Source organism: Pontimicrobium sp. MEBiC06410 (assembly GCF_053601615.1).
In genome coordinates, this window is the sequence record NZ_JBSHNT010000133.1 from 1 (window position 1) to 12,399 (window position 12,399).

General features: G+C 32.7%; 8 protein-coding genes. 5 read left to right on the forward strand and 3 right to left on the reverse strand.

Features of this window, described 5'->3' with window-relative positions:
* Positions 1–530 precede the first annotated feature (530 nt).
* The 5 genes from ACVC08_RS02515 to ACVC08_RS02535 all read left to right on the forward strand — a co-directional run bounded on the left by ACVC08_RS02515 (position 531) and on the right by ACVC08_RS02535 (position 7,950).
* Complete coding sequence (locus tag ACVC08_RS02515; protein WP_452600882.1) at positions 531–1,151, forward strand: recombinase family protein; 621 nt, start codon at positions 531–533, stop codon at positions 1,149–1,151.
* A 519-nt stretch (positions 1,152–1,670) separates the two neighbouring features.
* Entirely contained in the window at positions 1,671–4,445 is a 2,775-nt protein-coding gene (locus tag ACVC08_RS02520) for a TonB-dependent receptor (protein ID WP_452596996.1), read from the forward strand.
* A gap of 2 nt (positions 4,446–4,447) precedes the next feature.
* The gene (locus ACVC08_RS02525; protein WP_452600883.1) at positions 4,448–5,965 is read left to right on the forward strand and encodes a G-D-S-L family lipolytic protein; all 1,518 of its coding nucleotides are present in this window, start codon (positions 4,448–4,450) and stop codon (positions 5,963–5,965) included.
* Between the two features lie 170 nt (positions 5,966–6,135).
* Positions 6,136–7,644, forward strand: coding sequence for a F0F1 ATP synthase subunit beta (atpD, locus tag ACVC08_RS02530; RefSeq protein WP_452596994.1), 1,509 nt, complete (start codon positions 6,136–6,138; stop codon positions 7,642–7,644).
* A 12-nt stretch (positions 7,645–7,656) separates the two neighbouring features.
* A complete protein-coding gene (locus tag ACVC08_RS02535) occupies positions 7,657–7,950 on the forward strand; it encodes a F0F1 ATP synthase subunit epsilon (protein ID WP_452596993.1) in 294 nt (97 codons plus the stop codon).
* A gap of 97 nt (positions 7,951–8,047) precedes the next feature.
* Here ACVC08_RS02535 and ACVC08_RS02540 read toward each other — a convergent pair whose 3' ends face one another.
* The 3 genes from ACVC08_RS02540 to ACVC08_RS02550 form a co-directional block, all read right to left on the reverse strand.
* Complete coding sequence (locus tag ACVC08_RS02540; protein ID WP_452600884.1) at positions 8,048–9,130, reverse strand: acyltransferase family protein; 1,083 nt, start codon at positions 9,128–9,130, stop codon at positions 8,048–8,050.
* A 129-nt stretch (positions 9,131–9,259) separates the two neighbouring features.
* Positions 9,260–10,384: a hypothetical protein gene (locus ACVC08_RS02545; protein WP_452600885.1), complete on the reverse strand. Its 1,125-nt coding sequence runs from the start codon at positions 10,382–10,384 to the stop codon at positions 9,260–9,262.
* A gap of 35 nt (positions 10,385–10,419) precedes the next feature.
* A complete protein-coding gene (locus ACVC08_RS02550; RefSeq protein WP_452600886.1) occupies positions 10,420–11,997 on the reverse strand; it encodes a hypothetical protein in 1,578 nt (525 codons plus the stop codon).
* Positions 11,998–12,399: the final 402 nt, after the last annotated feature.

Consider the following 12,399-nt stretch of genomic DNA (forward strand, 5'->3'; position numbering starts at 1 on the left):
TAAACATTATAGAAAACTATCCTTTTTAATTTTGGATATTGATTGCCATCAACTCACATGATTTGGTGGCAACATTGCCACTAATTAGTTCTTCAGCCATATTTAAGAGCTTCATATTATGGATTTAAATTGAATCATAGAAAATTATATTAAAACCGACTCCATGTTTTTATGTTTTTAATGGCATATTATGAGTATTTGGCATGTTGATGGCACGTTAATGGCATCCATAAACGCCTATGAATAAAGACTATATTATCTATTTGCCACATTGCCATTACTTTTACATAAAACTATTTAATTAAAAATTATTATAGAATATATAATAGATATAATATCAATAATAGTTTTGGGCTGTAACGTGGCAATGTGGCATTTTAATAATATTATTGACTTAATGTTATTAATTTAAAGTCTACTCTATTCAATATACATAATCACGATAAGATAATTGCCGTAAACATACACTTGTCAGGGAATTATCACTATATTAGTGTTATTATTTAATATAACCTAAATTAATAACATTTATGAGCAATATTGGATACTACTTAAGAACCTCCCATTACCTTCAGAATATAGGTACTCAAATTGATAAAATCGAAGATGGTTGGAAGGTGTATGAAGATAAAGGTGTCAGCGGTCGTATCCCATTCCTTGAACGCCCAAGTGGTAAACGACTTATTGAGGATATTGCAAACGGTAAGATTAATCAAGTGATAGTCCTTCGTATCGACCGCCTTGGACGAGACCTTAATGATATACTCACCACCATAAAAACTATCCATAGTTATAATGTACCTATTACATCGCAAAATGAAGGCATTACTACTCTTATTGATGGTAAAGAGAGCGTGATGTCTAACTTGCTCATTAATATATTAAGCTCGATTAGTGAGTTCCAATATCACCAAACTAGAGAAAAAACATTAGCAGGAATTGAACGAGCAAAATTAGATGGTAAATATAAAGGGCGCAAAATCGGTAGTACAGAAAGTGTTGAGACCTTCTTATCTAAACCAAAAGTGCAAAAGATAATGACCTTACTTAATGAAGATATAGGAATCAGAAAGATTAGTCGAATCGTTGAATGCTCACCTAACTACATATATAAGGTAAAGAATGCCATGACAACTAAACTTTCTGCCTAATTAAATCTGATTAATCTTTACATCAGTTATTGTAGGTTCGAACTCTCGACTGAACCTCTGAATGCTTTTGCTCTTCTTCTTATAAATACTCCAACAATGCGTGTGAGTGAACGTCTTACCTCTAGGTGTTTTATAGTTGTTCTCAATCAACCAATCCGATATCTGTTTAAAGTTCAATCCATCTTTCTCATGAAACTTACTTATAATATCAAATAGTTCTTGCTGATATGGACTGTAAGTTGATGTCCATAGATTAGATGATGATAAACTTACAGACAAATTAAGTGAGTATATAGGTTTGATAGGTGCTGAGTGTTGTCCCGTTGGAGCAAAATCAGTTACTGTAGAATAAACAACATTATCGAATAACATAAAAAAGGCACTATTTATTAAGAATAGTGCCTTTTTTTATTCATTTTTAACTGTTTTTTTGCTATGCACGCATAATTTTGTTAACTTTTTTTTATGATCTCACTAAAAAACGTATATTGGTCTTTCCAATATTAACTAATTAAAGAAATGAGAACAATCTTATCAATTTTATTGTTGCTTTTTTGTGGTATTACATATGCACAAACAACAATTACTGGAACAGTTGTAGACGAAAATAGTCAACCCATTCCAGGAGTCAACGTATTTGCTGTTGGCACATCTTCGGGAACTTCAAGTGATTTTGATGGTAACTTTAAACTAACCGTAAGTCAAGATCCTCCTTTTACAATTCAAGCTAGTAGTGTAGGCTTCTCTACAGAATCAATTGAAGTTACTACTAACAACCAAGTATTAAATTTCATTTTAAAAGAGGGTAGTATTCTAGATGAAGTTGTCATTTCTGCATCAAGAACACCAGAACGTATTTTTGAATCTCCAGTAACGGTAGAGCGTTTTGGTCTTAAAGAAATAAAAAATACAGCATCTGCAGATTTTTATGATGGATTAGAAAACTTAAAAGGTGTGGATGTAAACACAAACAGTTTAACTTTTAAATCTATAAACACACGTGGTTTTGCAACATTTGCAAACACTCGTTTTATGCAGTTAGTAGATGGTATGGATAATTCTGCTCCAGCAGTAAACTTCCCCTTAGGAAACTTAGTCGGTATGATTGAAACAGATGTATTAAGTGTAGAACTTTTACCTGGGGCATCATCTGCGCTATATGGAGCAAATGCTTTTAATGGTATTTTATTTATGAGAAGTAAAAATCCTTTCGAGCATGAAGGTATTAGTGGCTATATAAAAAGAGGGATTACATCTCAAGAAGCAGCTGGAGATAATGACTATACAGACCTAGGAATTAGAATGGCTCATAAATTTACAGACCACTTTGCAGCTAAAGTAAACTTTGGTTACTTAAAAGGAACCGATTGGGCAGCTACAAGTGAGGTAGATAAAACAACTCCTGGAGGCACAAGAGCAGATACAAATTATGATGGAATTAATGTTTATGGAGACGAAGTGTCTACAAATATACGCTCAGCATCAGGTTTAGGTATTATACCAGATGTTGTAGTAAGTAGAACAGGTTATAATGAACGTGACTTAACAAACTATAATGCAGAAAGTGTTAAAGCTGATTGGGGCTTTTATTTAAGACCAATAACAGATAATAGTTTAGAAATATCTTATGTAGGTAAAATAGGAACAGGTACAACTATATACCAAGGGACAAACAGATATAACATTAAAAACTTTACACAACAACAACATAAATTTGAAGTTAAAAACGACAACTTCTTTGCTAGAGCATACGAAGTAGCAGATAGTGCTGGTGATTCGTACGACATGGTTTTTACTGGTATTAATATTAACAGAGCTTGGAAAAGTGATGCAGATTGGTTTGGTGATTATATTAACACATTTGCGGGCATTAACTTAAGTGGTAACCCATTAGGTTTAACAGAGCAAGAAAAACATGATGCGGCAAGAGCAGCAGCAGATACTGGTCGTTTTTTACCAGGTACTCCAGAATTTCAAGCAGCATTTAATAAAAGTGTAAATGATCCAGATTTAGCAACAGGATCTAAATTTCAAGATAGGTCTAAATACTTCCACAGTGATGCTAACTATAACTTTAGTCACCTAATTGACTTTGCAGAAATACAAGTTGGTGGTTCATACAGAAAATATACTTTAAACTCTGGAGGAACAATTTATACAGATGGAAATGGAGAAATTAAGTACTCTGAAGCTGGTATTTATACTCAAATTCAAAAAAACTTTGAATTATCTGATGGTAAAGAATTAAAAATTACGGCTTCTGGACGTTATGATAAATCAGAATTGTTTGACGGTTTCTTCTCTCCAAGATTATCTGGTGGTTTAACGTTAAATAAAGACCATAATATTAGAGCTTCTGTACAAACAGGATTTAGAAACCCAACAACACAAGATTTATTTATTGGATTAGATGCAGGACGCGCTATTTTAGTTGGTTCAGCACCTAATAACTTAGATAGATATGTAAGAACATTCCCAGTTAGTACAGTTGCCCAAAATACACTTGGTCAACCAAGTAGTGTTACACAAACTGGAGCTGTTGCATACAACAACTCTTATTCAGCTACAGCTGTACAAGAATTTGCAGCAACAGGTAACCCTGCTATTTTAGCAGCACCTAGCGCAATTGCAAATCCAGATATTATAAAGCCAGAACGAGTAACATCTGTAGAAGTAGGATATAGAGGAAAGTATGACAAAGTTATTGTAGACTTTAGTACATACTATAACTCTTACCAAGATTTCATTTCTCAAGAAGTGGTAATCTCTCCATTCTACGGAACAGTTGGAGATAATACATTATCTGTAGCAGCAATAGTAAATAATGACTTCCAAACATATAGTACATACACAAACTCTGCTGCAAGTATTAATTCATACGGAGCCTCTTTAGGCTTATCTACTAAAGTATTTGGAAATTTTGATTTAAGCGGTAACTATACTTATACTAAGTTAGATTTCGATCAATCTTCAGATCCAGATTTAATGACAAACTTTAATACACCAGAACATAAGTTTAAAGCTACTTTTGGTAATACAGAATTATTTAAAAACTTTGGATTTAATATAGCTTACAGATTTAGCGATGACTACTTCTGGGAAGCAACTTTTGGAGAAGGTGTTGTACCTGAGTTCCATGTTTTAGATGCTCAAATAAACTATAGAGTTCCAGCAATTAAAACAATAATAAAAGCGGGTGCTACCAATATTACTGGTAAAGAATACTTTACTGCTTTTGGTACAGGATTTATTGGTTCACAATACTACGTTTCATTAACAATTAACAATCTATAATAATGAAAAAGATAAAATATATATACCTATTAGCAATTGCTTTAGGGTTTACAGCATGTAACGACGAAGAAGATTTTATAGATGCACCAGAACCAGCAGCAACATATCCAGCCTTAACTGCGGGTAGTGCAACACTTTCTAACTATGTAGCAGTAGGCGCTTCTTTTACAGCAGGCTTTACAGATGGTGCTTTATTTAATGCAGCACAACAGAACTCATTTCCTAACTTATTATCACAAAAATTTGCTACAGTTGGAGGCGGTACTTTTACACAGCCATTAATGAATGATAATACAGGAGGAATGGTAATAGGTACAACGCCTATTATTCCTTACAGATTAGTATTTAACGGATCTGGACCACAACGATTAAACGAATTTTTCGCAGATTTAGGAGCACCGGCACCACCAATAACAACAGATGCTACTGTAAACCTTGGTAGTACATTTAATAATACTGGTGTCCCTGGTGCAAAAAGCTTTCATTTAGTAACGCCAGGCTACGGAGCGTTAAATCCATATTTTGGGCGTTTTGCTACATCTGCTGGAGCAACAATACTAGGAGATGCAGCGGTACAACTTCCAACATTCTTTACATTATCAGAAATTGGAGGAAACGATGTATTATCTTATGCTACCTCTGGAGGTATTGGTGAAGACCAAACAGGTAACTTTAACCCTGCCACTTATGGTAACAATGATATTACAGACCCAACAGTTTTTGCTCAAGTATTTAATGGTATTGTAACACAATTAACTGCAAATGGATCTCAAGGTGTTTTAGCTAACATTCCTTACATTACAGATTTACCATATTTTACAACAGTACCACACAACCCAGTACCTTTAACTGCAGCTACTGCGGCACAGTTAAACGCTGGATATGCACTTTATAATGGAGGAATAGTACAAGCTTATGCATTTTTAGTTGCTACTACACCATTAACACAAGAAATGGCAGATGCAGAAATTGCGAAAAGAACCATTACATTTAGTGCAGGAGATAATAATGCTCTAGTAATTATAGATGAAGACTTAAGAAACTTAACAGGCATAAACCCTCAATTAATTAACTTAAGACAAGCAACTGCAGATGATTTAATAACATTACCAACATCTTCAGCTATACCAACAGGAGCAGGTACAGCGACTCCATTAGGAGATGCATCTGTATTAACACCAGAAGAGCAGTTAGCAGTAATAACAGCAACAGATGCTTATAACCAAACTATTGATGATACAGTACAAGCTACAGGTTTAGCTTTTGTAGACTTTAAAGCAATTTTACAGCAAGCTGCAACAGTAGGTATTGAAAACGGAGACTTTATTTTAACTACAGATTTAGTAACTGGAGGTTTAGTAAGTTTAGATGGTATTCACTTAACAGCTCAAGGTTATGCTATTATGGCTAATGAGTTTATGAAAGCTATAGATAAAACGTATGGGTCTAATTTTGAAGCATCAAATTCATTATTTAAAGTGGTTAATTATCCAACAAATTATTCGCCTTTATTACCATAAGACTACCTAATAAATAACAGTATAAAACGCCTTCAAATTGAAGGCGTTTTTTTATGCTTAAAAATGCTTTAAAAAACCCCTTTAATATTAAATTAAAACTACTATCTTTGCACGCGAAAACAAATTGCGTTTTCAATCAATTAAATTGCATAATATTAAATAGATAAGTAATGTCAAAAGTTACAGGTAAAGTTGCACAAATAGTAGGTCCAGTTATCGATGTTGAATTCGGAGCAGGTGCTGAACTTCCAAAAATTTACGATTCATTAGAAATAAATAGACCTGATGGTTCTACTTTAGTACTAGAAGTACAATCTCACATTGGTGAAGATACTGTACGTACTATAGCAATGGATTCATCTGATGGTTTAAGTAGAGGTACAGAAGTTAACGCTACTGGTGCTCCAATACAAATGCCTATAGGAGGAGACGTTTACGGACGTTTATTTAATGTAATTGGTGATGCTATCGATGGTTTAGGTGACTTACCTAAAGCGGGTGATGCAGGATTACCAATTCACAGAAGCGCACCTAAATTTGAAGATTTATCAACTTCTACAGAAGTTTTATTTACAGGTATTAAAGTAATTGACTTAATTGAGCCTTATGCAAAAGGAGGTAAAATTGGATTATTTGGTGGTGCTGGAGTAGGTAAAACGGTATTAATTCAGGAGTTAATTAACAATATTGCAAAAGGACACGGTGGACTTTCTGTATTCGCAGGAGTAGGAGAAAGAACTCGTGAAGGAAACGATTTACTTCGTGAGATGTTAGAGTCAGGAATTATCAAGTATGGTGATGACTTTATGCATTCTATGGAAGATGGTGGATGGGATCTACAAAAAGTAGATAAAGCTGCCATGAAAGATTCTAAAGCAACTTTCGTATTCGGACAAATGAATGAGCCACCAGGAGCACGTGCACGTGTTGCCTTATCTGGTTTAACAATTGCTGAATATTTCCGTGATGGAGCTGGAGATGGACAAGGAAAAGATGTACTTTTCTTCGTAGATAACATTTTCCGTTTTACACAAGCTGGTTCTGAGGTATCTGCCTTACTTGGACGTATGCCTTCTGCCGTAGGTTACCAACCTACATTAGCAACAGAAATGGGTGCAATGCAAGAGCGTATTACTTCAACTAAAAAAGGTTCTATTACATCTGTACAAGCGGTATACGTACCTGCAGATGATTTAACGGATCCTGCACCAGCAACAACATTTGCTCACTTAGATGCAACAACAGTATTATCTCGTAAAATTGCTGAGCTTGGTATTTACCCAGCGGTAGACCCATTAGATTCTACTTCAAGAATTCTAACAGCAGATATTTTAGGAAATGAGCACTACGATTGTGCACAAAGAGTAAAAGAGTTATTACAACGTTATAAAGAATTACAAGATATTATCGCCATCTTAGGTATGGAGGAATTATCTGAAGAAGATAAAATGGCTGTAGGTAGAGCAAGACGTGTACAACGTTTCTTATCTCAACCATTCCACGTAGCAGAGCAGTTTACAGGTATCCCAGGAGTTTTAGTAGATATTAAAGAAACTATTAAAGGATTTAATATGATTATGGATGGTGAATTAGATCACTTACCAGAAGCAGCTTTTAACCTTAAAGGATCTATCGAAGAAGCTATTGAAGCTGGAGAGAAAATGTTAGCTGAAGCTTAAAACTAGAAAACTATGTACTTAGAAATTGTATCGCCAGAAGCTACTATATTTAGTAGCGAAGTAGATTCTGTTGTTGTTCCAGGAATAAATGGAGAATTTCAAATGCTGAAAAATCACGCACCTATAGTGTCTCTTTTAAAATCTGGAAGCATTCAAATTCACACACACACGCAATCGCATTTAGTTTTTGACGATTTACATGGACTTGTAGTACCTCATGCAGATGATGATAAAGTACTAACAGTTCAAATCAACTCTGGAACGTTAGAAATGAACGGTAATAAAGTTATTATTTTAGCAGATTAGCTTTTATAAATAACTCATAATATTTAAAATAAAAAACGCGAAACAATTAAGTTTCGCGTTTTTTATTTTATGTAAAATCTAAGAATAAATTAATAGATTATATTTTTATAAATAGTTTCTTTCTATACATTACATACCCAAGTAATAGGTAAAAAGAAACAACCGATAGCCCGTAAAGTAATGAGGATAATTTATGACTAAAAAAGTCATGTACAAATACAGTATTATAAATCCATGAATGAATATTTTCGTCCCCTATTTTTGTTAAATAAAATGCTTTAGAAATAAAACTAGATAAAAAATAAATAGTAATTGCATTCATCCCCATATACTTAAAAATTGCTCCAAATTTTACTTTCTTTACATCTGTTATATAATAAATAATAGCTAATATTAACGTTGCCCAACCACTTGTTGCGAGTACAAAACTACTACTCCAAATAGCTTTATTAATGGGAAACCATAGATTAAGTAAATAACCTAAACATAATAATATTATAGCTACTACAAATAACAAACTAACGTTTTTAAGACCATCTAATAATTTCCCGATCAATACTCCTGAGATACAGGTAGCAATGGCAGGAATTGTACTAAATAATCCTTCTGGGTCGTAATCTTTTTGCCACATATGGTTTTCAAGTAAGTTAAGATCTATATACATAGCCCAGTTATTAGGGGCTCTATTAAATGTTGGAAATTCTCCATTAGGGAGAGGAACAAAACCCAAAAATAACCAATAGCCAATTACAATAATTATAGCTATACCAAGTAACACTTTCCATTTACAATTAAGATACAATATCGCCGAAAAGAAAAAAACCAGACCTATTCGCTGTAAAACACCTAGAAATCTGAGATCTGCTACATCAACAAAAAAAGGAATATAAGGTAAAAACCATGCTAAAAATAAACCTAAACCAATTAATTTTAGGCTCCTTATAGCAATTTTACGATATGTAATAAATTCATTTGGTTTGTTTTTATATGCAAAATATATAGAAATACCTACAATAAATAAAAAGAAAGGAAACACTAGGTCTGTAGGTGTCAACCCATGCCAATCGGCATGCAATAATGGTGCATAAACTGCACTCCAAGTTCCTGGAGTGTTAACTAAAATCATTGCCGCAATAGTAATTCCTCTTAATATATCTACAGATTCTATGCGTTGCGCCATGGTTAATTTTATTTAATATCTATCTATTATTCAGTTTAATACACTACTAAATTAACCTTTTTTCATTGTATAAAAAAACACGAAGTAAAGCCTTCGTGTTTTATAATATTATAACATTTGTATTGTATATTACCTCTGTCCAAAACCTGTAATTAATTGAAATGTTACACCCCAATCTGCTGTGCTTGTTTTAGAATAGTTTACAAAATGATTTAATCGAAAACGAGTATGCGGTGAAGCAACATAAGAGAAACTATTAATAAGTTGTCCATTAATACTTGTTTCAATAGCATCATCTTTATAATTATTTATTAGGACTCCATTAGATACATTAAAAATATAATTTCCTTTTAAATAATATTCTATATTTCCTTGTAAATTATAATTCCATTCATCTGAGCGATTATCGCTATACAATGTATTTCCTGTTACTGCCAAAGCTCCTATTTTCCATGACTCCCCTATTTTTTTCAAAATATCTACTCCTACTCTATTAATTTGCCTTGTAACATTATTCCCATTATCTAATCTACCAGACATACCCACAATACCATATTCAAATGGTTTAAACATTGGTGAACCTATTCTACCTGTAATTAACCAAGTGCCGTTATAATCTAGGTGAATATAATCGAACTCTCCAATTGTACTATTATAGGTTAAAAGAGACTTACTTACCGTTCCTCCAATAGATACACCTATTTCTCCATCTAAATTAGCCGAAATGGGAGATTTAAAAAAGACGCCTAAATCTTGATTAAACCCAATATCGTTTCTAGTAACATTTGCTGTAAAGTCTGATACTGGGTCTATTTTTGGGTTATGCCCAAATTTTACACGACCATAGCCTACAAAAAAAGAGGTTCTATCCCATTTAGTTGAAAACGACACCCCAATATTTTGAGGTTTAAAGCTAAAAATATCATCTCTAATATTGTCCTCACTTAATCCTCCATTAAACTGTAGTGATACCCTAGCTTTAAAGCTATTTACAGCAATGTTTTTAACGTAACCTTTTTGTAACTGTTTTTGATTTTTAGATAAAAATTGATAGGTAATATTATTTGAAGGTCCCACATTTGAAAAATCTAAGTAATCTATATTGCCTTCATTTATATATCCATAATGAAAATTCGTTTGTAAGTAATGAAAATTCGTTTGTTGTTTGTCTCGTTTAAGAGATTGTTGAGATTGCGCTATTTGTAACCCTATAAGTAATGAGCAGACAAATGTTATAATGGTTTTATTGTTCATTATTTTTTAATTCTATTGATGAAAATGCTTTTGAATTAGTAGTTGTAAAGTTGTTTACGGATTCTTACTCGCTCTCTTAATTCTTTTGGAAGTTTTACTCTTCCCATCCATAGAGGAGCAATTCGCTCATAAGAGATTAGATGAATATTTAAAACGTCTCGTTCTAACGTATCAAAGGACAAGTAAACTTTACCTAATCCTTTATGAAAATTATCCACCCAATGCCCAGTTTTAGAATCTGTAAGCAACACATATCTTTCATAGTCTTTAGGCATTAAATCTTCATCGAAAGTAATGGTTGCTTGTGCTGGATTATATCGTCTTCCTTTTGGGTATGTATTAAAGCCAAAATGCAAACCATATAGTTTTTGTTCTTGTAATGTTGACAAATCAAAGTTTCCTATAGTAAGTGTATAGGGAGACCATTTTCCTTTAACCTGTATTTCTACAACGCATTCTGTTTCGGGCAAATCAACACTTTTAATAGTTATCTCATTTAAATGGGATAACCAATTCATATCGAATGTTAAAGCTGTTTCTGGTGAGTAAAACCCTTCATCTCTAAACTGAGCAAATTGTAGCGGTTGCTTTTCTGGGTTTAAAATAGATTTGTAGGTTTCTTTACTTAAGCTATTTTCATCATAGCCAACAAATAAACCGTAGTCTATTTTATAGTGTTCTTCCATATCTAACAACGCTATAGGTTTGTTGCTTTCATGGCCTACTTCAATCATCTTGGTATCCCAAGACTTTTTTATTGGTTTGCGTAGTTTTTCGAAATCAATTTCAATACCTTTTGAAAAGTTAGATAATGTTTTATAATCGAAATCTCCAAAATCGAATCCATTTAGCTTAACATTAGGGTTCTTTAGTTCAACCAGTGTTTTGTATATATTTTTGGGTATTAAAAACCAGCTATGTGCAAGAATTTTATTTTGATTATAGTTTACCGGATTCTTTACTCTAGCATTAAAATCGGAATAATCCTCACTGGTTAAAACTATTTCCCATTTACCAGGATCTAGACAACCGTTAGTTATACTTGCTCTATACACACGGTCTAGTGCTTTATTAACTTCATCTGTATTTTGCTTTGATCTCTCTATTTTAAACTCGTTAAACTCTTTTCTAAACCCTACTCCAAATCTATTAAATTCCTCAAGCAGTAATTCTGGATATAAATGTGCTCCAGTAGTGTTTAAAGTAGGTACAACACGCATTAAATCGAAGGCATTAAATTTTATTTTATTTCCTATACCGTCTTCGAATACCATATCTACTAAAACTTGACCTTTAGGCATAACATCATTTAATGACAGGGTTATTGTATTAAAGTTTAAAACATTACTGTTGTTAAATGCCATATCTTTCTCCCACGCATCATATTTATAATTAGAGTTTGGGCTTATTCCTGTTGTAATTAGTTTATTATTATGGTCGTTAAATAGTTGTTTTATTTCTTTTGGAGCTTCAGCCGTTTCTACTGTTTTGGTATTTGTCCATTTATAGGTATAACAACTTGTAATACTTAATGGAAATATAAGCGCTATAAAAATAGCCTTAAACATTTGTTTCCGTTTTCTCTTAGTCTTTAATGATTTTGAAATTCTCATGATCTGAATTTTTATGGTTTTGTTTTTTATTGATTTAGCTATAAATATGGCATATAAGCACACATGTATGTTATTAACTCGTGTTAATGATGTTAATTTCTATACACAGATTTGCTTTAAACACATCAAATTGTAAGACGCTTACTCTTAAATGTATTTTATTTTAATAGGGTTTTGTTTTAAGTTATTGTTTAAAAATCCTAGGGTTAGATTTTTAATAGAACACGGTTGTAGTTACCTGTTATTTATATGGTTTATATTAATTAATAGCTTAGGTGATAAAGAGCATATTAAAATACGTTTTTTGTTCTTTATCGTTGTGAGTAAAATACTTATTAGTTTACTACTTTCATAATTTCTAATATTTTAACTAGTCATTTTCCAACAACTACTTGGATTAAT

Coding starts and splice junctions, on each gene's coding strand:
- ACVC08_RS02515 (WP_452600882.1), top strand. CDS start 531: ATGAGCAATATTGGATACTACTTAAGAACCTCCCATTACCTTCAGAAT.
- ACVC08_RS02520 (WP_452596996.1), top strand. CDS start 1,671: ATGAGAACAATCTTATCAATTTTATTGTTGCTTTTTTGTGGTATTACA.
- ACVC08_RS02525 (WP_452600883.1), top strand. CDS start 4,448: ATGAAAAAGATAAAATATATATACCTATTAGCAATTGCTTTAGGGTTT.
- atpD (WP_452596994.1), top strand. CDS start 6,136: ATGTCAAAAGTTACAGGTAAAGTTGCACAAATAGTAGGTCCAGTTATC.
- ACVC08_RS02535 (WP_452596993.1), top strand. CDS start 7,657: ATGTACTTAGAAATTGTATCGCCAGAAGCTACTATATTTAGTAGCGAA.
- ACVC08_RS02540 (WP_452600884.1), bottom strand. CDS start 9,130: ATGGCGCAACGCATAGAATCTGTAGATATATTAAGAGGAATTACTATT.
- ACVC08_RS02545 (WP_452600885.1), bottom strand. CDS start 10,384: ATGAACAATAAAACCATTATAACATTTGTCTGCTCATTACTTATAGGG.
- ACVC08_RS02550 (WP_452600886.1), bottom strand. CDS start 11,997: ATGAGAATTTCAAAATCATTAAAGACTAAGAGAAAACGGAAACAAATG.